The following is a 26,104-nucleotide window of genomic DNA, read 5'->3' as shown; positions in this document are numbered from 1 at the left end:
GATTTGTGAACATTTACCAATTAAAGTTTTGAATTAAGCCATGTGTTTCTACACACTCTATACTCACAAGGAGGTGAAACACATGGCAAACAACAACAACTCAAACCAACTTCTAGTTCCTGGAGTACAACAAGCTCTTGACCAAATGAAGTACGAAATCGCTACTGAATTTGGAGTACAGCTTGGCGGAGAAACTACTTCTCGCGCTAACGGTTCTGTAGGAGGAGAGATCACTAAGCGTTTGGTTCAAATGGCTGAACAACAACTTGGTGGCGGATTCTCTCGCTAATCAAAAAAAGAATAACATGGCTACAAAGAGCAGGGCGGATGCCCTGCTCTTTTTGTTGTGTAAAATTATTTCAGAATAACATTGTCATATAATTTTAAATTTTTTGAATAATTTAGTATAATGGGTTATGGGGATATGAAAGCTTGTTTTCTCATTCAAAGACAAGCGAAAAAAATGATAATCAGGGGGAAGAGTATGAAAAGGGAACAATTGATTGCACCTCAAAAGTATAATCTTGTATCAGAAATGGAGCGATTCGCCCAGGACCCGGCGAGAAAAGCGATTCTCTGGGAAAATGAAGCAGGAAGTACAAAAGAAATTACATACCAGGAGCTGCTAAAGAACGCCAATAAAATTGGAAACGTTTTCTTAGGAAATGGTTTGGCCAAAGGGGATGTAGTGCTTGTTGTCGTGCCAAGACTTATTGAAGCGTATCAGGTTTATATTGCCTCACTGAAAATGGGACTTGTTGTCATTCCAAGTTCAGAAATGCTGAGAAAAAAAGATTTTCAATATCGAATCAACCATGGCGATGTAAAAGCTATCATCAGTTATGCTCCTTTTACCGGCGAGTTCGATGGAATCGACGAAGTGGAAAAGCTGCCTAAGTTCATTATTGGGGCAGAAAAAGAAGGCTGGATTCAACTTGATAAAGAAATGGAAACTGCTTCCGAAGAGCTTCAGCTTGCCGACACCGATCGTGATGATATGGCATTCCTCAGCTATACTTCCGGTACGACGGGCAATCCGAAAGGTGTTGTCCATACACATGGATGGGCATATGCTCATTTGCGGACAGCGGCAACAAATTGGCTCGGCATAGAGGATGGGGACACTGTCTGGGCTACTGCCGGTCCTGGCTGGCAAAAATGGATCTGGAGTCCGTTCCTGTCCGTCATGGGAACGGGAGCTACAGGCCTCGTTTATCAAGGTAAATTCGAGCCGCAAAAATATTTATCGCTTTTGCAAAAGTATCATGTAAATGTTCTATGCTGCACCCCAACTGAATACAGGCTGATGGCCAAAGTCGAAAATATTGGTGATTACAGTTTGCCTGGTCTTCATAGCGCGGTATCCGCAGGAGAACCGCTGAACCGTGAAGTCATCGACACATTCAGAAAGCATTTTAATGTTGAGGTGCGCGACGGCTATGGCCAGACAGAAAATACACTGCTTGTCGGTGTAACAAAGGGCATGGAGTTAAAGCCTGGATCAATGGGTAAGCCTACACCTGGCAATCGGGTTGAAATTATCAATGAAAACGGAGAACCATGTGCACCGGGTGAAGTTGGTGATATCGCTGTCCATATTGAAACACCTGCTTTATTCAAAAACTATTACAAGGATCCAGAGCGGACAGCCATGCAGTTCCGCGGGGATTATTACGTAACAGGCGATAAAGCGAGTAAGGATGAAGAAGGATATTTTTGGTTTGAGGGACGCGGCGATGATATCATCATCAGTTCAGGGTATACGATTGGTCCTTTCGAAGTCGAGGATGCACTCGTTAAGCATCCATATGTAAAAGAATGCGCAGTTGTCGCGTCACCTGACGAAATCCGCGGACATATCGTCAAGGCTTTTGTCGTCCTGCGTGACGGTGTCAGCCCCGAACTGGAAAATCTAGTTTCTGATTTGCAGCAGCACGTCAAGGATTTGACCGCTCCATATAAGTATCCGAGGAAAATAGAGTTCCTTGAAGAACTTCCAAAGACAACTTCAGGTAAAATCCGCCGCATTGAGCTGCGCAAGAAAGAATTAGAAGGCGCAAGATAATAGAATGCCATGAAAAAGCAGGCCAAAAGGTCTGTTTTTTTGTTGGCATTCTCAAGATTTTACTTTTAGATTGAGAGATGAGTGACACAACAAAACTTGGGTATATTTTTAATAAGAAAGGGTGAGGCAATTTGAAAATCGATATAAAAGAGGCTGCATTGGAACAGTTAAAAAAAGTCCAATTCGGTAATGGAGAAGGCATAAGAATATTAGCGGAGTTTGTAGGCACCTGTTCCATCGCGACAGATATCCAGCTTCAAATCGAAGAAAAGCAGGAAGATGATGAAGTGATATCAGAATCAGGTATCCATTTTTTCGTTCCAAAGAAATCAGTTGAGTCCCTTCCAGGCAGAATCTTTTTGGATTTCAAGCAGGGGCTGGGCTATAAGATTTCCTCCCCGGAAGAAACATTTGGCTACAACTTTAAATTAAACCCACGAACCACGAAATAATTCCGGCTTTGAATATATTGATTCAAAAAAAATGATTGTCAGCCCGGAGCATCCCCCTTATAATTGATATTATTTCGAGTCTAGAAAGATTAGGGGGATGTTCGGATGAATAACAGGACCGAACAACAGGCTGGCGTCTTGTACGCAGCCTTTTCATATATACTATGGGGGATTCTTCCGGTTTATTGGAAGCTATTGCAACATGTGAATGCTGATGAAATTCTTGCAAACCGCGTGTTTTGGTCATTTTTCGTTGTTGCATTCATATTGCTCCTGAATAAAAAATGGAGTCTTTTTACAGGGACCCTCCGCGGGCTTTCGCAAAACAAAAAACAGCTGGCGGCACTGACAATCGCATCAATCCTGATCAGCATCAACTGGTTCATCTATATTTGGGCTGTCAATAGCGATCAAATGATCGAGGCAAGTCTCGGTTATTATATCAATCCGCTTGTCAGTGTGCTTTTAGGAATGGTTTTCCTTAAGGAAAGACTGTCCCTGCCGCAGTACCTGTCATTTCTCCTTGCAGCCATCGGTGTGCTGATCATGACGATTTCTTACGGGCAATTCCCGTGGATCGCTTTATCACTGGCCATTTCATTTGGCCTGTATGGACTTGCAAAGAAATTGATCAAAGTTGATTCTTCGGTCGGCCTCGCGCTAGAAACGCTGGTCGTGATGCCGCTCTCCGCCATTTACATTGGCTATCTAGTTGCCCAGGGGACAAATTCGCTGTTCTCAGGTTCGTGGACAACAACGCTGCTGCTTGTCGGAGCAGGAGCAGCAACGGCGGTTCCTTTGCTGTTTTTTGCGAAAGGTGCACAGAGAATCCCACTTGCTACACTTGGGATCTTGCAATATATCGCACCAACTTTGACACTTATTTTAGGGGTATTCGTTTATCACGAAACATTTTCGGCGGTCCATCTGCTTGCCTTTACCTTTATCTGGTCGGCACTGATCCTGTACTCACTATCCCGGACAAAACTGGCAGCGGCCCTGACCCTCAAGTTAAAAAAAGAAAAAGGCATGCATATGTAAAAAAGAGAGCTGCGGGGGATCCGCAGCTCTTTCTTAATAGGATTTTATAAAAATGTCCTTTTCACTTTTTCCCAGAAAGAATTGTCCTTGAGCTTAATTGTCTTGATGAATTTATTGCTCAATTTTACATCGAATTTTTCAACATGCTGGATGCTCAGCGCTTCGTTATCCATCCCCATGATTGGATAATCGTTGCCGTCCTGGGCAACCTTGAAGGTAAGCTTGCGGTCACCGCTAAGGATGAAGGATGAGCCGAGTGTCCGGTAATGATTATTGTTCACTGACGCAAGCTCACTCACCTGCATGCACGGCAGCAGCGGGTCCACAACCGCTCCGTTCACGGACTTGTTATAGGCGGTGCTGCCTGTTGGGGTTGCGACAATCATTCCGTCACCACGGAAGGTTTCAAAATGGTTGTCATCGATGAATACATCCATTACGAAAGCCTTTATAATCGCGGAACGGACGCTGAATTCGTTCAAGCATTCAAACGATGTTTCTCCGTCGATGGTTACCTCGATCGTCGGATAGCGCCTTACCTCAATTTCTGAATTCGTACTGGCCTGGATCATTTTATCAGTATCTTCAAGATGGAAATCACAGTACATATTGAGGGAGCCAGTGACTGATATGCCTGCGTACAGACAGTCATCGCGGAAACCAGTTTTCCTTACTGCCTCCAAAAAGGTACCATCGTTACCAATGCTGACAATGATATTGGCATTCTTGTGGTCAGTGACAATATTGAAATCATATCTGCGGGCTAGTTCGTAAAGGGGCTGTACTTTTTCCAGCATAGTTGTGTCAGGGGTATGGTGAAAATAAATATTGCGGCGATCTGGCATTACTGATTCCTCCAAACATTATGTATTTCTTCCAAATTTTTACCCACAATAAAAAACTTTTGCTAAAATATAGGTTATTGACATTAGTTTATCATTTTTTCATAAGGTTTTGAAAGTACAAGGAATTTTCAAGGGGGATTCAAAATGAATGGTAAAAGGTGGGCGGCATTAGGAATAGCCGCTGGTTTATTTATTGCGTCAATTGTGATTAATCTACTATCAACATTCGCATTCAGCGACGCGGAAAATGCGTTTGAAGATATGTTCGCTGTCTCGGAAGAAATGTTTGCTGAAGAAGTCATCGAAGAGGGTGACATGCTGAGCAAAATTGCGGTATTGACCATTAACGGAGTCATCCAGGATACCGGGGATGCACAATCGTTCTTTGAAAGCCCACTCTATAATCATCGGGTATTCATGGAGCAGCTTGATTATGTAAAAGAATCGGATGATGTGAAAGCCATTATCCTCCAGGTGAACTCTCCAGGCGGGGGTGTTGTGGAAAGCGCAGAAATCCACGATAAGATCAAGGAAATCCAGAAAGAAACGAAAAAGCCGATTTATGTATCGATGGGTTCAATGGCAGCATCAGGAGGATATTATGTGTCTGCTCCTGCCGATAAAATCTTTGCAAGTCCCGAAACACTGACAGGCTCACTTGGCGTCATCATGCAAGGCGTGAATTATGCAGGGCTTGCAGAAAAATACGGTGTCGAATTCACGACAATTAAGAGTGGTCCATACAAGGATATCATGAGCCCAACAAGACCGATGACGGATGAAGAACGGGAAATCCTTCAGTCCATGATCAACAACTCTTATGAAGGATTCGTCAAAGTCATTTCTGAAGGACGCGGCATGTCTGTCGAGCAGGTCAAAAAAATTGCCGATGGCCGCATCTATGATGGACGCCAGGCCAAGCAGCTGAACTTGATCGATGGATTCGGCTATCTGGAAGATGTCATTGACAACGTCAGGAAAGATGAGAAGCTTGGGGATGCGACTGTAGTAAAGTATACGGAAAGCATGGGCTTTGGTTCGTTTTTCAGCATGGGGGCACAGAAAATCATGGGGAAAGACGCAGAAATGGCAGGCCTGATGAAACTATTATCCCAGCCTAATTCTCCACGTCTAATGTACTTATACGCTGAATAAGGGGGGGACAAAAAATGAATTCCAAAGAATTTGATAAAGATGAAACGAAAGATTCGGCAGAACTTGGGCGGAATGATGTTCAAGGAGAATCTGGCGGCATCCCGTCTGATGCTGATCGTTTAGATCCAGAACGCGATAACAAACCTACAGACGCAGATCGTTTAGATCCAGAACACGGCAACATCCCTCCAGATGCGGATCGTTTACATCAAGAACATGACAGCATCCTAATGGATGGTGATCGTTCAAATTATAGAGAACATGACAGCATTGCGACAGATACTGATCGTACAAACCATAAAGAACATGAAAACATCCGACTTAAAGGCGACAGTACTCGTTATGCAGAATCTGAAAAATCGGCACCACAGGCAGATTATGCAAATGCCGTTAATGATGAAATAGGCAGGCCAACTGGAGAGAATCATTTATTCGCTGGCCAATATGCCGGATTCTGGACGCGTTTTTGGGCCTATTTGCTGGATTTGATTGTCATTGGGAGTATTAACAGGCTGATCATCAATCCTGTTTTCCGGGCATTGGATATCCCATTACTGGAGGAAGGGGTCTTTTCACCGATGACCATCGCCACGGCTGTTGTTTTCTATTTGTATTTTGTTCTGATGACAAAATATCTCGGCCAGACTCTAGGGAAAATGGTGTTTGGACTGAAAGTGGTGGAACTGGATGGCACAAGCCTGACATGGGGCACTGTCATTTTCCGCGAGTGGATCGGCCGCTTCATTTCAGCAACAATTTTTGTGCTGTATATTGTCGTTGCTTTTACAAACAAGAAGCAGGGATTGCATGACCTGTTCGCTGATACCACTGTCATATATGAACCACGCTAAAATGAACCTGCTGCGGCAGGTTTATTTTTTTGCCTTTTTGTTGATAATAATAGGCTGAAAGGTTGTGGAGGATGATGAAATGGATGCTGCTTGCCATACTGCTCTTAACAGTGCTGGCCATTGTAATCCTTTTTACTAGAGTTAAGATATTTCTGGATTATTTCCACGGCAATGATAATGATCATCTAAAAGTGACTTTAAAAGCCTGGGGTGGACTCATTAAATACAAAATTGACGTCCCGGTCATAAAAATTGATGACAATTCCCCTTCTATCGTTGCCGAGAAAAAAACGGAAACAGGTCCTGGTGAAACCCTCAAAAAAGATCAAACCACTCAAGTAGACAAAAATGATATTCTGAACAGCATCCATGATATCAGGCAGCTCCTTACACATATTGCTGGCTTCCACAAAATCATCAGGGGGTTTCTGAAGAAAGTAACGATCCGCAATATAGAATGGCATACAATGGTTGGCGTGGGTGACGCAGCAGCCACGGCAGTGATCACCGGTGCTTTTTGGGCGGCCAAGGGCGGTGTGATCGGGATTATGAGCCAGTATATGAAACTAAAAGAGATGCCGGTCATGACAATCACGCCAAGTTTTCAGCAAACCATTTCAATTACTAGTTTTAAATGTATGTTTCAAGTCAGAGTCGGGCATGCTATTTTAGCAGGAATAAAGCTGGTTAAATATTGGAAAGGCGGCTGGCCTGACTTCAAATCAAAGCAATTGTCCGCACTTTCCGGTGACAATACTAATTCTGTCTAAAATAAGGAGGAAACAGGAATGTCCGACCATCCAATTCAAGGACTAATGACAACTGCTATGGAAAGCTTAAAGGAAATGATTGATGTCAACACAATCATTGGGGACCCTGTAGAAACACCGGATGGAAGTGTAATCCTGACAGTTTCAAAGGTGGGTTTCGGATTTGCGGCTGGAGGCAGTGAATTCGTTTTGGAAAGTTCAAAGGGAGGATCCGGCGGCTCAGGCGGTTCTGGTGGCTCAGGCGGCTCAGGTGGCTCAGGAGGACAGCAAGGAGGACCACAGCACCCGTTCGGCGGCGGTAGCGGCGGAGGGGTTTCCATTACGCCAATCGCTTTCTTGATTGTAAGTTCAAGAGGCGTCAAGATGCTCCACCTAGATGAAAGCACGCATCTATACGAAAAGATTCTTGATCTGGCACCACAAGCAGTGGAAAAAATCCAGCAAATGATGTCCAAGAAAGATCAGGGCAGCCAGGAAGGCAACCAGAACAAGAGCCAAAACCAAAACGACTACAACGGACCAAAAACTGACCTAGAGTTTTAAGACCATGCTGCCTTTTCAAATTGAAGAGGCAGCTTACTTATGTCATTGGTGACGTCAGTACATTTTAAAATAATTGCAAAAAAATTCTTTAAAAGATATATTAACACTGTACATAAAATGGACAAGGAGGATGAGCAGGTATGGCATCTGTTACATTTAAGGGGAATCCAGTTACATTATTAGGAAATGAAGTAAAGGTAGGAGACCAGGCACCTGATTTCAAAGTGCTTGCAAACGACCTTTCTGAAGTCACTCTCCAGGATTCAAAAGGACAAGTACGACTAATCAGTGTGGTACCATCACTTGATACAGGTGTTTGCGACGCACAGACTCGCCGTTTCAACGAGGAAGCTGCGAACCTTGATAACGTCAAGATTCTTACCGTAAGCGTTGACCTACCATTTGCACAAAAGCGCTGGTGCGGAGCCGCAGGAATCGAGAACGTCCAGACTCTATCAGACCACCGCGAACTTTCTTTCGGTGAAGCATATGGAGTAGCGATCAAGGAACTTCGCCTGCTGGCTCGCGCAGTATTCGTTGTTGACTCAAACGACAAAGTAACTTACACAGAATATGTTAGCGAAGCAACAGACCACCCGAACTACGAAGCCGCAGTAGAAGCTGCAAAACAAGCAAACTAAAACAATCAGTCATCATGGAACAAGCCGCAGAATAAAACTGCGGCTTGTTTTGTTATTATTATGATTAAATAGACGGAATGCTGGAATCGAGAAAAAGGTCCGATAACAGGTCTTTAATGGACAAACGGAAGGCTGAAAAGGTGAAAAATGTCCGATAGAAGGTGTCTAACGGACAAGCAGAAGGCTGGGAACGAGAAAAGTGTTCGATAGAAGGTCTCTAACGGACAAACAGAAGGCTGGGAGCGTGTAGGATTTTCAAAAGAGAGTCATTTATGGATATACAGAAGACGAATCACGGAACTCTCATGACAACGCTATATGGCTTGAGACATTCCAGCCATATACCTTGTACAGAACAAGAAACATGGCTAAAATAGATAAATATCTATTCAAATCGGGAGGAAGTAAATTGAGTATGACTCCGGTCGAACAATTATTTACCGCATTCAATACTACAGCGGACATTTTAAAAGAAGAACTTTCATGTACATATTTAGAGGCGCTTGCTGAAACAGGGGAAAATATTTTCCAGGGCACGGTGCTTCAGGACGAATTAGATGAAGTCACAAAGAAAAGGCTTGAAAAAGCATACAAAGATATCAATCTTGATTCTTTTAGCAAAGAGGAAATTCGCAAAGGCTTCCAGTTGGCAATCCTGAAGGGCATGAAGGAGCATATTCAGCCTAATCACCAGATGACGCCAGATTCTGTCGGCATGTTCATCGGATATCTCGTCAGTAAATTTGTTGACAAGAAATCATTCAGGCTGCTTGATCCGGCTGTCGGCACGGGGAATCTGCTGGCCACGGTTTTGAACCAGCAGACCAATAAAGAAATTGAATCTGTAGGTGTTGAGATTGATGATCTCCTCATCCGCCTCGCATTCGTCAATGCCAATCTGCAGAAGCATCCGGTTGAATTTTTTAACCAGGACAGTCTTGAACCATTGTTTGTCGATCCGGCGGATGTGGTCATTTGCGACCTTCCGGTTGGCTATTATCCAAATGACCTAAGGGCTGCGGATTATGAGGTCAAAGCAGCAGAAGGACATACGTATTCGCACCATTTGTTCATTGAGCAAAGCACAAGGCACCTAAAAGATGGCGGGTACTTGTTCTTCATGATCCCGAATGGACTTTTTGAAAGCGAGCAAGCTCCAATGCTGCATGAATTCATTAAGGATCATCTGATTGTTCAGGGTGTTTTACAGCTTCCAGCTTCTTTGTTCAAAACCAAGCAGGCTGCTAAGAGCATCCTGATTCTTCAGAAAAAGGGTGACGAAGTGAAGCCTCCAAAACAGGCTCTCCTTGCCGAGCTGCCGAAATTCTCAGATGGGCCAGCAGTCAATCGGGTTCTGGATAAAATTGACCAATGGTATAAAGAGAATAAAAGGCAGTAAAATAACGAAAAGGACCGGTTATTGCCGGTTCTTTTGTCGTTCAAAAGGGTAAATACACCATGATAATATTTTTTTCTAATCCTTAGAAGTATCAGAATAAAAACTCATTTTGCGTTTAAGCAAGCTTTTCTTGAAATGTGAAAAAGACAGTGTTTAAATGGGGTATTGAGAGATATATTCACGGCCTGTGGCACACAATAAAGGTGTACTATTTCATTGGATTTTTAATAAGGTTGTTATATAAAAGGAGCGGTACAAAATGGCAAAAATCATTGCAATCAATGCCGGCAGTTCTTCACTTAAGTTCCAACTGTTCGAAATGCCGAGCGAAGAGGTTATCACAAAAGGAATCGTCGAGAGGATCGGTCTGAAGGACTCAATTTTCACAATCAGTGTGAATGGAGAAAAAAACAAAGAAGTTACCGATATTCCGAATCATGAGGTTGCGGTAAAAATCCTTCTTGATAAACTGACTACACTGGGAATTATCAAGTCATTGGATGAAATCGAAGGAATCGGACATCGTGTCGTTCACGGCGGCGAGGAATTCAGTGATTCTATCTTGATCACAGAAGAGGTTTTACAGAAAATTGATCAGCTTTCCGAGCTGGCACCGCTGCACAATCCAGCAAACTTGACTGGTATCCGTGCATTCCAGCAGGTACTGCCGAATGTTCCGGCGATTGCTGTGTTTGATACGGCATTCCACCAGACGATGCCTGAAAACTCATTCCTTTACAGCCTTCCTTACGATTACTATAAAAAGTACGGTATCCGTAAATACGGCTTCCATGGAACTTCACACAAGTATGTATCCCAGCGTGCTGCAGAAATGCTTGGCCGTCCTGTGGAGCACCTTCGCCTGATTTCCTGCCACCTTGGAAATGGAGCTAGTATTGCGGCAATCGAAGGCGGAAAATCTATCGATACATCCATGGGATTCACACCTCTAGCAGGTGTGACGATGGGAACTCGTTCAGGAAATATTGACCCTGCATTGATTCCGTACATCATGGAAAAAACAGATAAGAGTGCGGATGAAGTATTGAATGTCCTGAATAAAGAGAGCGGTATGCTAGGTGTATCCGGATTCTCAAGTGACCTTCGCGACATCGAAGACGAAGCCGAAAAAGGAAATGACCGTGCAGAGCTTGCGTTGAAGGTGTTTGCTGACAGAATCCATAAATACATTGGATCATACGCAGCCCGCATGTGCGGTGTGGACGCCATCATCTTTACAGCTGGTATCGGTGAAAACAGTTCAGCAATCCGTGCCCGCGTATTGCAGGGACTGGAATTCATGGGTATCTACTGGGACCCAGCTTTGAATAAAGTGCGCGGGGAAGAAGCATTCATAAGCTATCCTCACTCACCAGTGAAAGTAATGGTCATTCCGACAGATGAAGAAGTCATGATTGCACGTGATGTTGTGCGTTTGGCGAAATAAATTGATTTCAGGCAGGAGCTGAGTGCTCCTGCCTTTTAATGTTGAATCCGAATTTATGCTATACTGGAAGAAAATTCACACTAGCTGGAGGGTTTTCGATGCCTTTGACTCAACGGGAACAAAAGGTGCTGGATGAATTGAATGCTTGGGAAAACAAGCTGTATGACTATGAACCGAATGACTTTGAACTGGCATATGACCGATATCTTGAACGTTCTTTTACATCATTGCCAGTCGAGGTCCAGGAGCGCTTTTTTACGTTGTTCGACAGCTGGCTTTTCCACCTTCATTCTTTGATCCAGGGTTCGCAATTGCAAATGGATGCCAAGGAACGGATTCTTTCTGCTGGACGGGTATTCGATCCGGACTTAGATACGATCAAAGACCTGAGAGAACTGCCTATTGAGCAGCTGGAATTCATCGCCAAGCAGCAAATTGCCCGCCATAGACTCTATTCCTTTGTACAGGGAGGAATGTCAGGAAGCGGCGGAAACCTTGTGCTGGGGGTCGATATGCCGGCGATGGCGGTCATCAATCTGCGAATTGTTCAGCTTGTTGCGATGACATACGGTTTCGAGGTGAATACACCGTTTGAGATGATGGTCGCGCTGAAGGTCTTCCATACTGCCACAATGCCTTCGAGGATGCAAAGTGCCGGCTGGGAAGAATTGAAAAATGACCTTGACCAGGCAGAAGACTTCTATTTTTACGAAGGAAATGACGATCTTACAGACGTAACATGGCTTGAACAGCCAATTAAGCAAGTCTTCAAGGGTATGGCAATCTTGATGTTCCGCAAAAAGCATGTCCAGGGGATGCCGATCATCTCGATGGCAATCGGCGCAGGGGCAAACTATCAATTGACAAGGAGAGTCACCGATTTTGCCCATAGATTTTACCAAATGAGATATTTCAAAGAAAAAGGGGCATTGTAGGAAATGAGCATACAAGAGCATAAGCAGGCTGCACCAAGCCAAGTGCGCTGCAAAGTCATAACAGTAAGCGATACAAGGACACCCGAAACCGACAAAAGCGGAAAGTTGATGATGGAGTACCTTGAATCAGCAGGCCACAAAATCGTCGACTATGTGATTGTCAAAGATGAAGCAGAACCAATCAGGTCCGAAGTCCTGAAAGGCTCCGCCAACCCAGAAGTGGATGTCATCCTGACAAACGGCGGTACTGGAATCGCCAAACGTGACGTCACGATCGAAACGGTCCAGAGCCTCTTTGAAAAAGAAATCCCGGGATTCGGTGAGATCTTTCGGATGTTAAGCTATCAGGAGGATATTGGCTCAGCTGCATTGCTGTCAAGGGCCGCAGCAGGAGTCGTGAACGATCGGGCGGTCTTTTCAACACCAGGCTCAACAGGAGCAGTCCGCCTGGCCATGGAAAAACTGATTATCCCAGAGATTGGGCATGTTGTGAGAGAATTGAAGAAGGATTTATAATTACTAAGTGGATGGAATCTTAACGGATTTCATCTTTTTTTGTGGTGAAAAGGGATTTGGTAAAAATTGTAGAATTAAGTATAGAAGTTTCCAGAGAAAAGGAAGTTGAAGTGTTGATAAAAGGAGACTCTAAAGCCGACTGAGGTAGTCAATCATTTGATAGGTTAGAGAGAAAAACGGGGAAGCTGTAAAAAGAGCCTGGATTCTGACAGGTTTGGACCATTTGGTGTTATAACTGTCAAAATAAGTTCGGGATTATGACAGGTTTGAAGCAATAAGGGGAGAAGTTGTCAAAAAAAGTCCTGTATTCAGACAGGGTTGAAGCATTCAGAGGAAAAGCTGTCAAAAAAAGCCCTGGATTCAGACAGGTTTGAAGCATTCAGAGTAAAAGCTGTCAAAAAAAAGCCCTGAATTCAGACAGGTTTGAAGCATTCAGAGTAAAAGCTGTCAAAAAAAGCCCTGGGTTCAGACAGTTTTGAAGCATTCAGAGGAAAAGCTGTCAAAATAACCGCTGAATTTAGACAGGTTTGAAGCATTCGGAGGAAAAGCTGTCAAAAAAAGCCCTGAATTCAGACAGGTTTGAAGCATTCAGAGTAAAAGCTGTCAAATAAAGCCCTGAATTCAGACAGGTTTGAAGCATTCGGAGGAAAGGCTGTCAAAAAAACACTGGAATAGGTTGAAGGGAACAAGGGGGAACTGGGAATGTTTAAGTTAAGAGAAATAAATAAAGATAAAGAGTTATTAAACCAAGTAGCGGACTTATATCAACAAGTATGGGCTCAAGAGGACCTTTCAATCAAGGAACGAGTTACGAGGCATGCAGGCTATGCTGACTACAGAGGGTTTGTGGCAATTTCCAATCAGGGGGAAATTGCTGGATATGCATATGGCTATTCTTCTCTACCGGGTCAGTATTATCATGGATTACTCTCAGAAGCGTTAAATCCAGAAGAGGAACAAACCTGGCTGACAGATTGTTTTGAATTCGTTGAATTGGGTGTGCTTCCGGCATTCAGGAATCAAGGACTGGCAAAAGAGCTGGTAAATCACTTACTGGATGGAGCAGGTCATAAGACAGCGGTATTAACAACACAACTTGATAACGACTCTGCTAGGGGTTTATATGAAACATTGGGATGGCGCGTCATTAAACAGCCGTTTTACCCAAATGAAAATGGACAGCCTTATGTCATAATGGGAAAGCAATTGAGATGAAACTAATCATTGCGTTATTCATTGCCGTAATAGGAAATATTTTGATTGGTTCCTCTGTCAATGAACTCGGCCTGATGGGAAATGGCTGATTAAGGGTACGACTGTTCTTATTAGCGCGATCAATATAGGCAAAAAGCAGAGACACCAAAAATAGCCTGAGGCTCACCCAGGCTATTTTTTATGGAATTGAATGTGTTATCCGTGAATCTTCTCTGATGTAATATCCTGATGTGTTCGGTACCAGAGCCAGAGGTCGTTGATGATGGATGCGAGCTCGGCAATTTCGCTGTTTAATTCACAGGAGCGGATAAAGTTACTCTCATTTGAAAGCTCTGCTTGTTTATGGTTGATTGTTTTTTCGAGCTGGGCAATCCGGTCTGGAATGCTCCCGCGTATTTTTTCCCAGTGAAGCAGGATGGCGTGCTGTGTATCCAGGTCATATTCTTCCCAGTTCTTCTTAAAATCAGGCAGGGGTATGCCCAGTCGGCTGTTAAAAAGAAAATATTGATCCATTCGTGAAGCCCCCATTCCGGTAAACATGCTTACATTCTACTATACTTTTATTTCCTCTTCTACATTAGCCAATCAGAAGTTTTTTGGAAAATTAAAATTTTGCCTTGAAAAGTTCGATAAAACCTGTTAATTTTATAAACATGAATAAAAATTTATACACATGTATAAATATCCGAATTGGAAAAGGAGATCAACAAAATGACTGAAAACAAAGTGGTGCTTGCCTACTCTGGCGGGCTTGATACATCTGTTGCGATTAAATGGCTAAAGGATCAAGGATACGCGGTAGTAGCGTGCTGCCTTGATGTCGGTGAAGGTAAGGACCTTGATTTTATTAAAGAAAAAGCTTTGAAAGTAGGGGCAGTTCAATCATACGTTTTGGATGTCAAAGAAGAGTTTGCCACCGAATATGCACTTTTCGCCCTCCAGGCACATGCGTTATACGAAGGGAAGTATCCGCTTGTTTCGGCACTTTCTCGCCCGCTTATTTCTAAGAAACTAGTAGAAATTGCAGAAATGGAAGGCGCTGTTGCTGTAGCCCATGGCTGCACGGGCAAAGGGAATGACCAGGTTCGATTTGAAGTATCCATCAAAGCATTGAATCCTGAACTTAAGGTGATCGCTCCAGTACGTGAATGGAAATGGTCACGTGAAGAAGAAATTGCTTATGCGGCCAACAATGGCATACCGATTCCCATCAATCTGGACAGTCCATTCTCTATCGACCAGAACTTATGGGGGCGAAGCAATGAGTGTGGAATCCTGGAAGATCCATGGCAGGCACCTCCAGTCGAGGCATATGAATTGACTGCTGAGCTGGAAGATACACCTGATACCCCTGATGTCATCGAGATTGAGTTTGTTGAAGGAGTGCCGACTGCCATTGACGGCAAAGCATATCCTCTTTCAGAATTGATCCTTGAATTGAATGCCGTTGCAGGCAAGCATGGTGTTGGAAGGATTGACCATGTGGAAAACCGCCTTGTTGGCATCAAGTCGCGCGAGGTGTATGAAGCACCTGCTGCGATGACTCTGATCAAGGCACATAAAGAATTGGAAGATATCACACTTGTAAAAGAAGTGGCCCATTTCAAACCGGTAATTGAGAAAAAAATGACAGAATTGATTTATGAAGGCTTATGGTTCTCCCCGCTTCAGGAAGCGCTGGCTGCATTCCTGAAGTCAACCCAGAAGCATGTCACTGGCACAATACGCGTCAAGTTATTCAAAGGCCACGCCATCGTCGAGGGCAGAAAATCACCTTATTCTCTATACAATGAGAAATTGGCGACATATACTGCAGATGACGAGTTTGACCACAATGCTGCGGTTGGTTTCATCAACCTTTGGGGACTGCCAACAGTTGTCCACAGCATGGTCCAGGGCAAGAAGGTGACAGTGTGAAAAAATTATGGGGCGGCAGATTCACCGGATCTGCAGAAGAATGGGTAGATGAGTTCGGTGCATCGATCGGCTTTGACCAGGAATTGGCGAAGCAGGACATCGAGGGAAGCGTCGCTCATGCTACAATGCTTGCTGCCTGTGGAATCATCACAGAAGCGGAGGCGGACGAAATCATTCAAGGATTGAAAAAACTTGCGCAGCAAGCTGAGCAAGGTGAACTGGATTATTCAGCTAAACTGGAAGATATTCATTTAAATCTGGAGCATCACCTGACAGAATTGATTGGTCCGACTGGCGGGAAACTCCATACAGCAAGAAGCAGGAATGACCAGGTTGCAACTGATATGCATTTGTACCTGAAAGAGCAGGTGTCGGAAATCATTGCACTGATCACTGATTTCCAAAAAACACTCGTCGATCAGGCTGAGCAAAATATCGAGACACTGATGCCAGGGTACACCCATTTGCAAAGAGCACAGCCTATCTCGTTTGCACATCATCTCATGGCTTATTTTTGGATGCTGGATAGAGACAAACAGCGTTTTATCGATAGCCTGAAAAGGATCAATCTTTCGCCTCTTGGTGCCGGGGCACTCGCTGGGACTACTTTTCCGATTGACCGCCATATGACAGCTGAAATGCTGGGGTTTGCCGGTATTTATGAAAATAGTCTTGATGCGGTTAGTGATCGTGATTTCATTCTTGAGTTCCTGTCGGACAGTTCGATCTTGATGATGCACCTTTCAAGATTATGTGAGGAAATCATTCTCTGGACCAGCCAGGAATTCCAGTTCATCGAGCTCTCCGATGCTTTTACTACTGGAAGCAGCATCATGCCGCAGAAGAAAAATCCTGATATGGCCGAATTGATCCGGGGAAAAACTGGCCGTGTGTATGGCAGCCTGATGGGTCTGCTGACCGTATTGAAAGGTTTGCCTTTAGCCTATAACAAGGATATGCAGGAAGATAAAGAGGGAATGTTTGATACAGTCAAGACAGTCAGAGGCTCCCTGAAGATTTTTGCTGGGATGATCAGTACGATGAAGGTTAAGAAAGAGAAGATGGAAGGCTCTGTAAAAAATGACTTCTCCAATGCAACGGAATTGGCTGATTATCTAGCGGCTAAAGGAGTTCCTTTCAGGGAGGCCCATGAAATCGTCGGCAAGCTTGTGCTGACTTGCATACAAAAAGGCTGTTACCTTGCGGATCTCCCGTTAGAGACATATAAAGATATGAACCCTTTATTCGAGGAAGATATCTATCATGCATTGAATCCGTATAATGCGGTAGAACGAAGGAAGAGTGCTGGAGGCACCGGTTTTTCACAGGTCGAGGTTCAAATCGGAAAAGCAAAAGCGTCCATTAAAATGTAAGAAGCACGCAGCTTTTGCTGCGTGCTTTATTCATGATGGTAATTAATCATTTTTGTCTGTTCTAACAACCAGGACATCACAAGATGCATAGCGGGTAATATGTTCAGACACACTTCCTATAAAGAAGCGTTCCACTGCGTTCATTCCTGTTGCCCCGCAAATAATCAGGTCGGCGTTGTATTTTTTCGCAACATCCTTCGCAATCTTGACCTTGGGTGAACCATAATCGATTTCGTAGCTTACATCTTTAATGCCGGCATCGGTTGCCTGTTGTTTGTAGCTTTCCATCAGCTCAGTGGCAAACTGGTTCGCACGCTCAGAGATTGTGCGGTCATATGCCTCAACAGTGGCAAATGTGCGCAAATCGATGATATGGGTCATGACCAGTCTGGCATCGTTCCTTTTTGCGATTTCAATGGCTTTCTTGAAAGCCCATGCTGCTTCTTTAGAACCATCAACGGCAACTAAAATATTCTTATAATATAGCGCCATAGTTCTCGCCTCCTTTACCTATATTATACAACAGTTTCCTTGGTATAGCTGTGACAATCCAACGAAAACTATAAATGCAAGCATCACATCAAAGGAGGAACCAATATGGATAAAAAGGAGAGACAAGGCCGGTCATCCTATGATTATGATGACCAGGGTATTATGCAAGTCAGCCAGCAGATCATGGATTCCTACAACAGCGGAATAGTACCCCAGGAACAGATGAAAGCAGCCGCAGAAGCCGATGAGGAAATGAGATAGTTTTTAGGGAAAACAGCCTGAAAGGTCCTGCAAATTATAGAAAAAGTAGTAAGGGCTTGCTAATCTAGTGTTCTTAGCAAGCCTTTGACTTTTAAAAGGATAGCAATTTTTTTGCAAACGGAAGATGGCTGCAGTTGGAATAATGTAAAAGAGAGTGATTTTAAAAGTTAACCGTCAATATGAAATATAATTAAGAGAGATAATATCTTTAATATTCAGAATAGTATATTTTAGGGGAGTTCATACGAATTGTTTTGCCAAAAGCTCTTTTTTCTACTAAAATGAAAGTGTTTTCAATCTTGTTTCTTTTTACTTTTTTCCACTTCTTTTAAAATAGTATGAAGAAGCAGCTTGAAATGGAAGAGCAATCTAATACATAGGAGGTATGCAAGAATGCGTATCGGTGTACCTAAAGAGATAAAGAATAATGAAAACCGTGTGGCGATGACGCCTGCAGGAGTCGTCAACCTTGTGAATTTCGGGCATGAGGTTTATATCGAAACAGGTGCCGGAATCGGCTCAAGTTTTACGGATGAGGATTACAAAGCTGCTGGCGCTTTAATCGTCGAGAGCGCTCAAGAAGCATGGGCACAGGATATGGTCATGAAGGTTAAAGAACCTCTGCCAGAAGAATACGGATATTTCCGTGAGGGTTTAATTTTATTTACATATTTACACCTCGCTCCAGAACCTGAGCTGACAAAAGCATTGATCGAGAACAAGGTAGTCGGTATTGCTTACGAAACAGTTCAGCTGGCAAACGGCTCACTTCCATTGCTGACGCCTATGAGTGAAGTGGCTGGCCGTATGTCCACACAAATCGGCGCTCAGTTCCTTGAAAAGGTACATGGCGGAAAAGGAATCCTTCTTGGCGGAGTTCCTGGTGTACAAAGAGGAAAGGTTACCATTATCGGCGGCGGTGTAGCCGGGACGAATGCAGCGAAAATGGCAGTCGGACTTGGTGCTGAAGTTACTATGATCGACTTGAATCCTGACCGTCTTCGCCATTTAGACGATATTTTTGGATCTGATATTACAACTTTAATGTCCAATCCTTTGAATATTGCTGAAGCAGTTAAAGCTTCTGACTTAGTGATCGGTGCTGTGTTGATTCCTGGCGCTAAGGCTCCTAAGCTTGTGACTGAAGAAATGATTCAGTCCATGAACCCGGGATCAGTCGTTGTTGATATCGCGATCGACCAGGGCGGAATTTTTGAAACAACTGACAGAATCACGACTCACGACAACCCAACTTATGAAAAGCATGGTGTTGTGCACTATGCAGTTGCCAATATGCCTGGAGCAGTTCCACGGACAAGCACAATCGCACTGACAAACGTAACAGTGCCTTATGCTGTGCAGATTGCGAACAAAGGGTACAAGAAGGCTTGCCTGGATAATGAAGCGTTGCTGAAAGGAATCAACACGCTTAATGGCTATGTAACATACCAGGCGGTCGCTGAAGCGCATAACCTTGTATATTCTGAAACAAAAACATTATTGGAACAAATCTAATGATTCACTGAGATCCGGAGCCAAGCATCCGGATCTTTTTATATGGGCCAATTTTGGACAAAGCTGTTTAAAATCTTTCAATTTTAGCGTATATTATTTATGGGATACGGGTTCTTTAATGGAATGTCCGTGATAAATTGTAACTTGAGGAGTGTCATGATGGAAAAAGTACTTGTTTTTGGCCATAAAAATCCTGATACAGATACAATCTGCTCTGCGATTGCGTATGCAAACTTAAAGCAAAAGCTTGGTGTCGATGCAGAAGCAGTCCGACTGGGCCAGGTCAATGGAGAAACTCAATATGCACTAGATTATTTCAAGGCTGAGGCACCTCGCCTTGCTGGAAGGGTTTCTGAAGAAGTGGACAAGGTCATCCTTGTCGACCATAACGAACGTCAGCAAAGTGCGGAAGATATTACTGATGTACAGATCGTTGAAGTAATTGACCACCACCGTGTGGCCAATTTTGAAACAAGCGATCCACTTTATTTCCGTGTTGAGCCAGTTGGCTGCACAGCGACAATCCTGAACAAGATGTACAAGGAAAACAATGTTGAAATTGATAAGAACATTGCCGGATTGATGCTGTCTGCAATCATTTCCGATTCCTTGCTGTTCAAATCACCAACCTGCACAGACCAGGACGTGGCGGCTGCTCGTGAACTGGCTGAAATTGCTGGAGTGAATGCAGAAGAATACGGCCTTGAAATGCTGAAGGCTGGCGCTGATCTTAGCAGCAAAACGATTGAAGAGCTCATCTCCCTTGACGCAAAGGAATTCCAAATGGGTGAGTCAAAGGTTGAAATCGCCCAGGTGAACACAGTGGACGTCAATGATGTTCTCTCACGCAAGGTGGAGCTTGAGGATGCATTGAACAAGAAAGTGGCTGAGAAGAAGCTTGGTTTATTCTTGCTGGTCATCACGGATATTTTAACAAATGATTCTGCTGCACTTGCGATTGGTGAAAAGGCTTCAGCAGTCGAAGAAGCATTCAATGTGACGCTTGAAGACAATACAGCGACACTTAAAGGCGTCGTTTCCCGCAAGAAGCAAGTCGTTCCAGTACTGACAAACGTATTGGCTAAATAATCGCCAACAAAAGAAAACCGTCCATGCCAAATCGGCAGGACGGTTTTTGCTTTTTTGGGGGTCAGATAAACCCATCTTGGCTAAGCGAATCTCTCAGATCTTGCAGTTGCTTTTTTCAGCTTGAATGTAATATAGGCAAAATAGACAAAAGCTGCAATCGAGAAATAGATCCATGCTTGCGCTACCTGATCAGTCTTCCATAGGCCGGTCATGGACAGCAATGCCGGGAAAGTCAAAGTCAGCCATGACTGAACCATTGCTACCTTGCCGACGTACGCATCGATTTTTTTGTTTATTCCCATCGACAGGAAGAACAGGAACCAGAGATAGGCCCACATCAGCCAAGTAAGCGTATTGACGATGTCTCCAAAATGGATATATGCAACGAATGCGTAAATAAGGGCTATGACAGCCACCCAAAGAGAGTACCAGCCCAGTCCGCTGCCATCAAGGTCCTTCAATATGGTCATGCCAACATATAAATAAGTAAAGCCAAACAGAAAGATGCTGGCAAGACTGTATATAGTCCAATTGCTTTGGTCAGATGCGATGATTAAATAGAATGGAACGATGACCTGCATGGCTCCGATAAATAAATTGAATACTGCTACACTTTTCGCATTCGCTTTTCCCAGAAGCATCAAGCTGTTCAGGAAAAGTGCTGCGCCTGATAATAATAAACCTGCGTCTCCCATGATGTATGCCGTCCTGATGAATGGACGGCTCTTTCCTCCTTTATCGAGCAGCGATAGATTAAATAAGAAAGAGCAATTCCAAAACCCTATTTTCGAGGATGAAAGGAATTGCTCCTTATGTTAACTTGCAGCTATTAAACCATTTTCTTCGACTGATCGACTTTGTCCATATCCTTGGATGTAAAATATCCCGGCAGGATCTCATCAATTGTCGTTTCCTTCACATCACCGTTCAGGTTCGAAAGATAGATTTTAGTATCCTCAGTCGCAAATTCTGCAATAACCTGGCGGCAGGCACCGCAAGGAGAAACAGGACCTTCAGTATCAGCGACTACTGCAATCGCCTTGATTTCTGTATCACCCTCGGATACAGCCTTAAAAATGGCAGTTCTTTCGGCACAGTTTGTCAGTCCGTAAGAGGCATTTTCAATATTGCAGCCAAGATAGACATTGTCATTGCTCGTAATGATTGCTGCGCCAACCTGAAACTTAGAATATGGAACGTATGCTGTGCTTCTTGCTTCTATAGCTTTTTCAACAAGCGTCTTTTTATCCATCGTCCATTCCCCATTCCCAAATGGTATTTTTGTTGCTTAGTATGAAGAGTCAGAAGACAATCCGTTGACAATTGCTACGCCAGAGCTTGCACCAATTCTTGTTGCACCAGCTTCGATCATGCTTTGTGCATCCTCAAGGCTTCTAACGCCACCTGATGCCTTAACGCCGATATCAGGGCCCACTGTTTTTCTCATCAAAGCGATGTCCTCCACAGTTGCTCCTCCTGTTGAGAATCCTGTAGATGTCTTGACGAAATCAGCTCCTGCACTAACAGAAAGCTTGCAAGCCATTTCTTTTTCCTCATCAGTAAGAAGGCAAGTTTCGATGATCACCTTAGTCAATGCTTTGCCTTTTGCTGCGTCAACAACAGCTTTGATATCTTTTTCAACAAGGTCATACTGCTTGTCCTTCAAAGCACCAATGTTGATGACCATGTCAACCTCAGTCGCGCCATTTACAATTGCATTTTTTGTTTCGAATGACTTTGTTTCAGAAGTTGCAGCTCCAAGAGGGAAGCCGATTACTGTACAAACTTTTACACCTTCAGCATCCTTAAGAATTTCAGCAGCAGTCTTTACCCATGTTGGGTTAACACAGACAGAAGCGAATTTATATTCTTTTGCTTCCTCAGCCAGCTTTACAATCTCTGCTTCAGTTGCATTTGCTTTAAGCAATGTGTGATCAATCATACCCGCTAAATCTTTAATCATATAATTCATTCCCTTTCCAAAAAAATGTAATGAAACGCTTTCATAATGAGCAAAAATATATAGCACAAAGTTATTATGTGTTACTTACATGAATAATATATCAGGTGGTTGAACAAATGTAAATAACCTAATGAACATATGTAAAAATAAAAACTGGAAATACACGGGATTGTCATAACTCCTTTTGTCTTTGTAAAATTTTCTTTTGACTTTAACAGGACATTTCTTTATAGTGGCAATATAAATTGAATACAAATCCTGCATCGCGGGAGAGGTTCATAGCGGACACCCTCTATAAAAAACTATGGATTTGAATAATTTCAACCATATCCATGAGGATGTGGTTTTTTTATTAGCAGGGTTTTCGGCCTCGTTTAGCGTTTGCGGACATTAGTGGAGGCTTTATAATGGCAGGAAGAAAAGATGAGGAAATGAAAGATTTGACGTTACTTGGAAACCAGGGGACCAAATACTTATTCGAATACAGCCCTGAAATATTGGAAACCTTCGAAAACAAGCATCCATACAGGGATTATTTTGTAAAATTCAATACACCGGAATTTACGAGCCTGTGCCCGATCACAGGACAGCCGGATTTTGCTTCGATTTATATCAGTTACATCCCGGATAAGCTGATGGTAGAAAGCAAGTCCTTGAAATTGTATCTGTTCAGCTTCAGGAACCACGGTGATTTCCACGAGGATTGCATGAACATCATCATGAATGACTTAATCAAGCTGATGGATCCAAGATATATCGAAGTCTGGGGAAAATTCACGCCAAGAGGCGGAATCTCGATCGATCCGTACACAAACTACGGAAAGCCAGGAACAAAATACGAGGAAATGGCTAACTACCGGATGATGAACCACGATATGTACCCGGAAAAAGTCGATAATCGCTAATTAGGAAAAAGAGCAGCTGCAGATGCTGCTCTTTTTTAACTGGAAAAAAACACGGATTTTTTCCAACTCGCTACAAAAATTCAAAAGTCGCTATATAAAAAAGAAAGTCGCTATAAAAAAGAAATTTTCGCTATATAAACAGGAAAGTCGCTATAAAAAATTTTTTCGCTATATAAAAAAGGAAATTTCCGCTATAAAAAATTGAAACTCGCTAAAAAAGAAGCTTCCTCAATGAAAATCAAAAACAAACCGCCTGGATCACATGACAGCAGGCGGTTTTTGGGCTTATTTTACGATACAAATACCAATTCTTTAGGGTATTTCGTTAAAATTTCAATTCCATCCTCGGTGATGACCACATCATCTTCAATTCTTACGCCCGCGACGCCTGGCACATAGATTCCCGGCTCTGCAGTGAACACCATTCCTTTTTCCATTAGTAATGGATTCGTGCTAGTCAATGATGGATACTCGTGGACGCTGACTCCGAGTCCGTGGCCTAGGCGGTGCGGGAAGTAGTCGCCGTATCCCGCTTCTTCAATCACTTTGCGTGCAGCAAGGTCAACCTCTGAGCAGGCTATGCCGGCACGAGCTGTATCCAAAGCTTTCAGCTGTGCTTTCAACACGGTGTTGTAGATTTCTTCCTGCTGTTTATTAATCTCGCCATAGGCAACGGTCCTTGTGATATCTGAGCAGTAGCCATCCATCACAACGCCAAGGTCGAATAAGACGAGGTCGCCTTTCTTGATCTTTGTCAGCCCTGGAGTGCCATGCGGAGCTGCAGCATTCTTTCCTGTGAGTACCATTGTTGAAAATGACATTTCTGTAACGCCTTTTTTCTTCAATTCATACTCAATTGCAGCAAGGACATCCAGCTCGGTTTTGCCTTCCTTGATCTCGCTGACTCCTGTCTCAATCGCAAAATCAGCCAGTTCACAAGCTTTTCTGAGCTTTTGCAATTCTTCTTCAGTTTTCACCATCCGCATCAGGCGCAGTTTTTCCTCTGCTGAAACGAATTCACCATTGCCTACAAGTCCAGTCAGCTTCTCATAACGCTCGACATTCAGCTGTTCCTTCTCAATTGCAATCTTCTTGATGGAAGAAATACGCTTCTTCATCGCATTGAAGGCAAGTTCCATTGAATCATCTGTGTCGCTGTAGCCAAGGATTTCAAGCTCCCATCCGGCATTCTTGGCATTTTCCTTATCCATAGCCGGGCAGATCATGAAAGGCTCAGCATCCTGGAACACGGCAACAGCCAGTAATCTTTCGTGTGGATCGCTTAAAAATCCGCTCAAATAAAATACATTATCAGGGGATGTAATAAATGTGACATCCACATCATTGTCCTTCATCCATCCTGATAACGCAGCCAATCTTTCAGTCATAGATATTCCTCCTCTATATGTACATCACACTATGAGAGTAGCAATTACCTGGTCAAAAGTAAAACTTTTAATGATAAGAGTTGTTGGGTAAAAAGAAAATGGAAGCAGGAGATTGTCAAAGGGTGTTGAAATAGTTTATTTATATGGCTGATTTTTGCAAGGTTTCTAACGTGATTTTTGTGAAAATAGCCCAATGAAAGGAGCGATAATATGAAAGTATCTTATCACGGCCATTCTGTTGTTAAAATTGAATCGAATGGGAAAACCATCCTGATTGATCCATTCATTACTGGAAATGACCTGACCGATCTGAAGGTGGAGGATGTGAAGCCAGATGTGATTATCCTCACCCATGCGCATGGAGACCACCTCGGGGATACCCTTGAATTGGCGAAGAAACATGATGCTCTGGTAATCGCCAATTTCGAAGTCGCTACATATTTAAGCTGGAAAGGCCTGAACACACATGGGATGTCGATTGGCGGCGCGTATGAATTTGATTTTGGCAAAGTCAAGATGACCCAGGCCTTCCATGGAACAGGTATGGTCACGGAAAACAATGAAGTGATTTATGGAGGCATGCCTGCTGGCATCCTGTTCATGGCAGAAGGAAAAACAGTGTTCCATGCGGGCGACACTGGTCTGTTTTCTGACATGAAGCTGATTGGCGAAAGGCATCCAATTGACCTGGCATTCCTGCCGATTGGCGACAATTTTACGATGGGACCAGAAGATGCGGCACTGGCTGCTGAATTTCTAGGCGCAAAGCAAGTTGTGCCAATCCATTTCAATACGTTCCCGCCAATCAAGCAGGATCCCCATGCCTTCGTAAAAATGCTGAAAAACAATCAAGGTCGTGTCCTTGAAGCGGGAGAAGCGATCGAATTGTAATACCCATGGCTGCACAAAATTTGTGCGGCTTTTTTATTTACCATGCTTTTTTCTGCCTGTTAAGCATAGATATGAATTAAGACAACCTATAGGAGGGCAAGAATGAAGAAGAACCGTTACTTATTGTACCTGCTGTTATGCGGCGTCATGCTTTACATCGCATTGCCGGAGATTAATCTCCAGGCGGGAGGAAAGGAAGCCCTGTTTGCAGGCTCCTGGCTGTTTCTCGCTCTGCTGGTTTTTGCCGGGAATCTGGCGGCTTTCTTATACACGGCGAAAAAGAAGGCCGGCACAGGAAGCGGAAAAATGGGAAGCAACCAGAAAAGAAAATCGCGCGTCTACACTGGCTGATTTTAATCGGCCAGTTTTTCTTTTTAAGAGTATCATTCTTCTAAATTATGGCCTTGACCCTAATACAATTGAATCAAACCCTTT

General features: G+C 43.5%; 29 protein-coding genes and 1 riboswitch. Of the genes, 22 read left to right on the top strand and 7 right to left on the bottom strand.

Translation table 11 applies throughout. The annotated features are described in order from the left end of the window. Positions 1–82 precede the first annotated feature (82 nt). The 4 genes from QNH36_RS18390 to rarD all read left to right on the top strand — a co-directional run bounded on the left by QNH36_RS18390 (position 83) and on the right by rarD (position 3,558). A complete protein-coding gene (locus tag QNH36_RS18390; protein WP_125479516.1) occupies positions 83–289 on the top strand; it encodes an alpha/beta-type small acid-soluble spore protein in 207 nt (68 codons plus the stop codon). A 195-nt stretch (positions 290–484) separates the two neighbouring features. After that, positions 485–2,065 (top strand): acyl-CoA synthetase MbcS, encoded by a 1,581-nt coding sequence (mbcS, locus tag QNH36_RS18385; protein ID WP_283903938.1) that lies wholly within the window; start codon positions 485–487, stop codon positions 2,063–2,065. 131 nt (positions 2,066–2,196) lie between these two features. Beyond that, on the top strand, positions 2,197–2,517 hold the full coding sequence (locus QNH36_RS18380) for an iron-sulfur cluster biosynthesis family protein (RefSeq protein WP_144477302.1): 321 nt from the start codon (positions 2,197–2,199) through the stop codon (positions 2,515–2,517). Positions 2,518–2,622: 105 nt separating this feature from the next. Beyond that, positions 2,623–3,558 carry an EamA family transporter RarD gene (gene rarD / locus QNH36_RS18375; RefSeq protein ID WP_251541144.1) on the top strand — a complete coding sequence of 312 codons (936 nt, stop codon included), beginning with the start codon at positions 2,623–2,625 and terminating at the stop codon, positions 3,556–3,558. A gap of 44 nt (positions 3,559–3,602) precedes the next feature. Here rarD and QNH36_RS18370 read toward each other — a convergent pair whose 3' ends face one another. Beyond that, positions 3,603–4,403, bottom strand: a complete 801-nt coding sequence (locus tag QNH36_RS18370; protein WP_144477308.1) for an NAD kinase — start codon at positions 4,401–4,403, stop codon at positions 3,603–3,605. Positions 4,404–4,547: 144 nt separating this feature from the next. Between QNH36_RS18370 and sppA the strand changes: the two genes are divergently transcribed. The 10 genes from sppA to QNH36_RS18320 all read left to right on the top strand — a co-directional run bounded on the left by sppA (position 4,548) and on the right by QNH36_RS18320 (position 13,875). Next, a complete protein-coding gene (gene sppA / locus QNH36_RS18365) occupies positions 4,548–5,558 on the top strand; it encodes a signal peptide peptidase SppA (RefSeq protein ID WP_251541143.1) in 1,011 nt (336 codons plus the stop codon). Between the two features lie 401 nt (positions 5,559–5,959). After that, positions 5,960–6,409, top strand: coding sequence for an RDD family protein (locus QNH36_RS18360; protein WP_283905437.1), 450 nt, complete (start codon positions 5,960–5,962; stop codon positions 6,407–6,409). A gap of 71 nt (positions 6,410–6,480) precedes the next feature. Beyond that, positions 6,481–7,179: a DUF2953 domain-containing protein gene (locus QNH36_RS18355; protein ID WP_349654826.1), complete on the top strand. Its 699-nt coding sequence runs from the start codon at positions 6,481–6,483 to the stop codon at positions 7,177–7,179. 18 nt (positions 7,180–7,197) lie between these two features. After that, complete coding sequence (ytfJ, locus tag QNH36_RS18350; protein WP_283903937.1) at positions 7,198–7,722, top strand: GerW family sporulation protein; 525 nt, start codon at positions 7,198–7,200, stop codon at positions 7,720–7,722. A 140-nt stretch (positions 7,723–7,862) separates the two neighbouring features. Then, positions 7,863–8,363 carry a thiol peroxidase gene (tpx, locus tag QNH36_RS18345; RefSeq protein WP_144477317.1) on the top strand — a complete coding sequence of 167 codons (501 nt, stop codon included), beginning with the start codon at positions 7,863–7,865 and terminating at the stop codon, positions 8,361–8,363. A 409-nt stretch (positions 8,364–8,772) separates the two neighbouring features. After that, entirely contained in the window at positions 8,773–9,762 is a 990-nt protein-coding gene (locus QNH36_RS18340) for a class I SAM-dependent methyltransferase (protein ID WP_283903936.1), read from the top strand. A gap of 259 nt (positions 9,763–10,021) precedes the next feature. After that, the gene (locus QNH36_RS18335; RefSeq protein ID WP_144477323.1) at positions 10,022–11,209 is read left to right on the top strand and encodes an acetate kinase; all 1,188 of its coding nucleotides are present in this window, start codon (positions 10,022–10,024) and stop codon (positions 11,207–11,209) included. 98 nt (positions 11,210–11,307) lie between these two features. Then, positions 11,308–12,144, top strand: coding sequence for an EcsC family protein (locus QNH36_RS18330; RefSeq protein ID WP_144477326.1), 837 nt, complete (start codon positions 11,308–11,310; stop codon positions 12,142–12,144). A gap of 3 nt (positions 12,145–12,147) precedes the next feature. Further along, the gene (locus tag QNH36_RS18325; protein WP_144477329.1) at positions 12,148–12,660 is read left to right on the top strand and encodes a MogA/MoaB family molybdenum cofactor biosynthesis protein; all 513 of its coding nucleotides are present in this window, start codon (positions 12,148–12,150) and stop codon (positions 12,658–12,660) included. 702 nt (positions 12,661–13,362) lie between these two features. Next, positions 13,363–13,875 carry a GNAT family N-acetyltransferase gene (locus tag QNH36_RS18320; RefSeq protein WP_283903935.1) on the top strand — a complete coding sequence of 171 codons (513 nt, stop codon included), beginning with the start codon at positions 13,363–13,365 and terminating at the stop codon, positions 13,873–13,875. Positions 13,876–14,070: 195 nt separating this feature from the next. On the opposite strand, the gene QNH36_RS18315 is transcribed toward QNH36_RS18320, so the two are convergent. Next, on the bottom strand, positions 14,071–14,388 hold the full coding sequence (locus tag QNH36_RS18315) for a hypothetical protein (RefSeq protein ID WP_283903934.1): 318 nt from the start codon (positions 14,386–14,388) through the stop codon (positions 14,071–14,073). A gap of 198 nt (positions 14,389–14,586) precedes the next feature. Between QNH36_RS18315 and QNH36_RS18310 the strand changes: the two genes are divergently transcribed. Next, positions 14,587–15,792 carry an argininosuccinate synthase gene (locus QNH36_RS18310; RefSeq protein WP_283903933.1) on the top strand — a complete coding sequence of 402 codons (1,206 nt, stop codon included), beginning with the start codon at positions 14,587–14,589 and terminating at the stop codon, positions 15,790–15,792. Beyond that, complete coding sequence (gene argH, locus QNH36_RS18305) at positions 15,789–17,165, top strand: argininosuccinate lyase (protein WP_144477337.1); 1,377 nt, start codon at positions 15,789–15,791, stop codon at positions 17,163–17,165. Before QNH36_RS18310 ends, argH begins: the two co-directional genes overlap by 4 nt. A gap of 42 nt (positions 17,166–17,207) precedes the next feature. Here the strand turns inward: argH and QNH36_RS18300 are convergent, their stop codons facing one another. Then, positions 17,208–17,657: a universal stress protein gene (locus QNH36_RS18300; protein WP_144477340.1), complete on the bottom strand. Its 450-nt coding sequence runs from the start codon at positions 17,655–17,657 to the stop codon at positions 17,208–17,210. A gap of 105 nt (positions 17,658–17,762) precedes the next feature. Here QNH36_RS18300 and QNH36_RS18295 point away from each other — a divergent pair, with 105 nt between their 5' ends. The 3 genes from QNH36_RS18295 to QNH36_RS18285 all read left to right on the top strand — a co-directional run bounded on the left by QNH36_RS18295 (position 17,763) and on the right by QNH36_RS18285 (position 20,522). Beyond that, positions 17,763–17,918 (top strand): hypothetical protein, encoded by a 156-nt coding sequence (locus tag QNH36_RS18295; protein ID WP_186326762.1) that lies wholly within the window; start codon positions 17,763–17,765, stop codon positions 17,916–17,918. A gap of 393 nt (positions 17,919–18,311) precedes the next feature. Next, positions 18,312–19,433 carry an alanine dehydrogenase gene (gene ald, locus QNH36_RS18290; RefSeq protein ID WP_251541133.1) on the top strand — a complete coding sequence of 374 codons (1,122 nt, stop codon included), beginning with the start codon at positions 18,312–18,314 and terminating at the stop codon, positions 19,431–19,433. Between the two features lie 159 nt (positions 19,434–19,592). Beyond that, positions 19,593–20,522, top strand: a complete 930-nt coding sequence (locus QNH36_RS18285) for a manganese-dependent inorganic pyrophosphatase (protein ID WP_283905435.1) — start codon at positions 19,593–19,595, stop codon at positions 20,520–20,522. An 80-nt stretch (positions 20,523–20,602) separates the two neighbouring features. Here the strand turns inward: QNH36_RS18285 and QNH36_RS18280 are convergent, their stop codons facing one another. From QNH36_RS18280 to deoC, 3 genes are all read right to left on the bottom strand, one after another. Then, entirely contained in the window at positions 20,603–21,217 is a 615-nt protein-coding gene (locus tag QNH36_RS18280) for an AmiS/UreI family transporter (protein WP_283903932.1), read from the bottom strand. 134 nt (positions 21,218–21,351) lie between these two features. Beyond that, positions 21,352–21,774: a cytidine deaminase gene (locus tag QNH36_RS18275; RefSeq protein ID WP_144477349.1), complete on the bottom strand. Its 423-nt coding sequence runs from the start codon at positions 21,772–21,774 to the stop codon at positions 21,352–21,354. A 36-nt stretch (positions 21,775–21,810) separates the two neighbouring features. Beyond that, the gene (gene deoC / locus QNH36_RS18270) at positions 21,811–22,485 is read right to left on the bottom strand and encodes a deoxyribose-phosphate aldolase (protein ID WP_283903931.1); all 675 of its coding nucleotides are present in this window, start codon (positions 22,483–22,485) and stop codon (positions 21,811–21,813) included. Positions 22,486–22,750: 265 nt separating this feature from the next. Further along, positions 22,751–22,797: riboswitch (PreQ1 riboswitch) on the top strand. A 95-nt stretch (positions 22,798–22,892) separates the two neighbouring features. Between deoC and queF the strand changes: the two genes are divergently transcribed. Then, positions 22,893–23,390: a preQ(1) synthase gene (gene queF / locus QNH36_RS18265; RefSeq protein ID WP_251541123.1), complete on the top strand. Its 498-nt coding sequence runs from the start codon at positions 22,893–22,895 to the stop codon at positions 23,388–23,390. A 290-nt stretch (positions 23,391–23,680) separates the two neighbouring features. Here queF and QNH36_RS18260 read toward each other — a convergent pair whose 3' ends face one another. After that, positions 23,681–24,778, bottom strand: a complete 1,098-nt coding sequence (locus QNH36_RS18260) for a M24 family metallopeptidase (RefSeq protein WP_144477358.1) — start codon at positions 24,776–24,778, stop codon at positions 23,681–23,683. A 210-nt stretch (positions 24,779–24,988) separates the two neighbouring features. Between QNH36_RS18260 and QNH36_RS18255 the strand changes: the two genes are divergently transcribed. Then, a complete protein-coding gene (locus tag QNH36_RS18255) occupies positions 24,989–25,669 on the top strand; it encodes a metal-dependent hydrolase (protein ID WP_251541119.1) in 681 nt (226 codons plus the stop codon). Positions 25,670–25,771: 102 nt separating this feature from the next. After that, complete coding sequence (locus tag QNH36_RS18250) at positions 25,772–26,020, top strand: hypothetical protein (RefSeq protein WP_251541118.1); 249 nt, start codon at positions 25,772–25,774, stop codon at positions 26,018–26,020. The last annotated feature ends 84 nt before the right edge of the window (positions 26,021–26,104 follow it).

It is taken from the genome of Mesobacillus sp. AQ2, assembly GCF_030122805.1.
Classification (GTDB): Bacteria; Bacillota; Bacilli; order Bacillales; family Cytobacillaceae; genus Mesobacillus; species Mesobacillus oceanisediminis_A.
This window is presented reverse-complemented; position numbering and strand designations above follow the sequence as displayed.

Bases quoted from the DNA above. Each gene is read 5' to 3' on its own strand.
- QNH36_RS18390 (WP_125479516.1), top strand. From the start codon at position 83: ATGGCAAACAACAACAACTCAAACCAACTTCTAGTTCCTGGAGTACAA.
- mbcS (WP_283903938.1), top strand. From the start codon at position 485: ATGAAAAGGGAACAATTGATTGCACCTCAAAAGTATAATCTTGTATCA.
- rarD (WP_251541144.1), top strand. From the start codon at position 2,623: ATGAATAACAGGACCGAACAACAGGCTGGCGTCTTGTACGCAGCCTTT.
- QNH36_RS18370 (WP_144477308.1), bottom strand. From the start codon at position 4,403: ATGCCAGATCGCCGCAATATTTATTTTCACCATACCCCTGACACAACT.
- sppA (WP_251541143.1), top strand. From the start codon at position 4,548: ATGAATGGTAAAAGGTGGGCGGCATTAGGAATAGCCGCTGGTTTATTT.
- QNH36_RS18355 (WP_349654826.1), top strand. From the start codon at position 6,481: ATGATGAAATGGATGCTGCTTGCCATACTGCTCTTAACAGTGCTGGCC.
- ytfJ (WP_283903937.1), top strand. From the start codon at position 7,198: ATGTCCGACCATCCAATTCAAGGACTAATGACAACTGCTATGGAAAGC.
- tpx (WP_144477317.1), top strand. From the start codon at position 7,863: ATGGCATCTGTTACATTTAAGGGGAATCCAGTTACATTATTAGGAAAT.
- QNH36_RS18335 (WP_144477323.1), top strand. From the start codon at position 10,022: ATGGCAAAAATCATTGCAATCAATGCCGGCAGTTCTTCACTTAAGTTC.
- QNH36_RS18330 (WP_144477326.1), top strand. From the start codon at position 11,308: ATGCCTTTGACTCAACGGGAACAAAAGGTGCTGGATGAATTGAATGCT.
- QNH36_RS18325 (WP_144477329.1), top strand. From the start codon at position 12,148: ATGAGCATACAAGAGCATAAGCAGGCTGCACCAAGCCAAGTGCGCTGC.
- QNH36_RS18320 (WP_283903935.1), top strand. From the start codon at position 13,363: ATGTTTAAGTTAAGAGAAATAAATAAAGATAAAGAGTTATTAAACCAA.
- QNH36_RS18315 (WP_283903934.1), bottom strand. From the start codon at position 14,388: ATGGATCAATATTTTCTTTTTAACAGCCGACTGGGCATACCCCTGCCT.
- QNH36_RS18310 (WP_283903933.1), top strand. From the start codon at position 14,587: ATGACTGAAAACAAAGTGGTGCTTGCCTACTCTGGCGGGCTTGATACA.
- QNH36_RS18300 (WP_144477340.1), bottom strand. From the start codon at position 17,657: ATGGCGCTATATTATAAGAATATTTTAGTTGCCGTTGATGGTTCTAAA.
- QNH36_RS18295 (WP_186326762.1), top strand. From the start codon at position 17,763: ATGGATAAAAAGGAGAGACAAGGCCGGTCATCCTATGATTATGATGAC.
- ald (WP_251541133.1), top strand. From the start codon at position 18,312: ATGCGTATCGGTGTACCTAAAGAGATAAAGAATAATGAAAACCGTGTG.
- QNH36_RS18285 (WP_283905435.1), top strand. From the start codon at position 19,593: ATGGAAAAAGTACTTGTTTTTGGCCATAAAAATCCTGATACAGATACA.
- QNH36_RS18280 (WP_283903932.1), bottom strand. From the start codon at position 21,217: ATGGGAGACGCAGGTTTATTATTATCAGGCGCAGCACTTTTCCTGAAC.
- QNH36_RS18275 (WP_144477349.1), bottom strand. From the start codon at position 21,774: ATGGATAAAAAGACGCTTGTTGAAAAAGCTATAGAAGCAAGAAGCACA.
- deoC (WP_283903931.1), bottom strand. From the start codon at position 22,485: ATGATTAAAGATTTAGCGGGTATGATTGATCACACATTGCTTAAAGCA.
- queF (WP_251541123.1), top strand. From the start codon at position 22,893: ATGGCAGGAAGAAAAGATGAGGAAATGAAAGATTTGACGTTACTTGGA.
- QNH36_RS18260 (WP_144477358.1), bottom strand. From the start codon at position 24,778: ATGACTGAAAGATTGGCTGCGTTATCAGGATGGATGAAGGACAATGAT.
- QNH36_RS18255 (WP_251541119.1), top strand. From the start codon at position 24,989: ATGAAAGTATCTTATCACGGCCATTCTGTTGTTAAAATTGAATCGAAT.
- QNH36_RS18250 (WP_251541118.1), top strand. From the start codon at position 25,772: ATGAAGAAGAACCGTTACTTATTGTACCTGCTGTTATGCGGCGTCATG.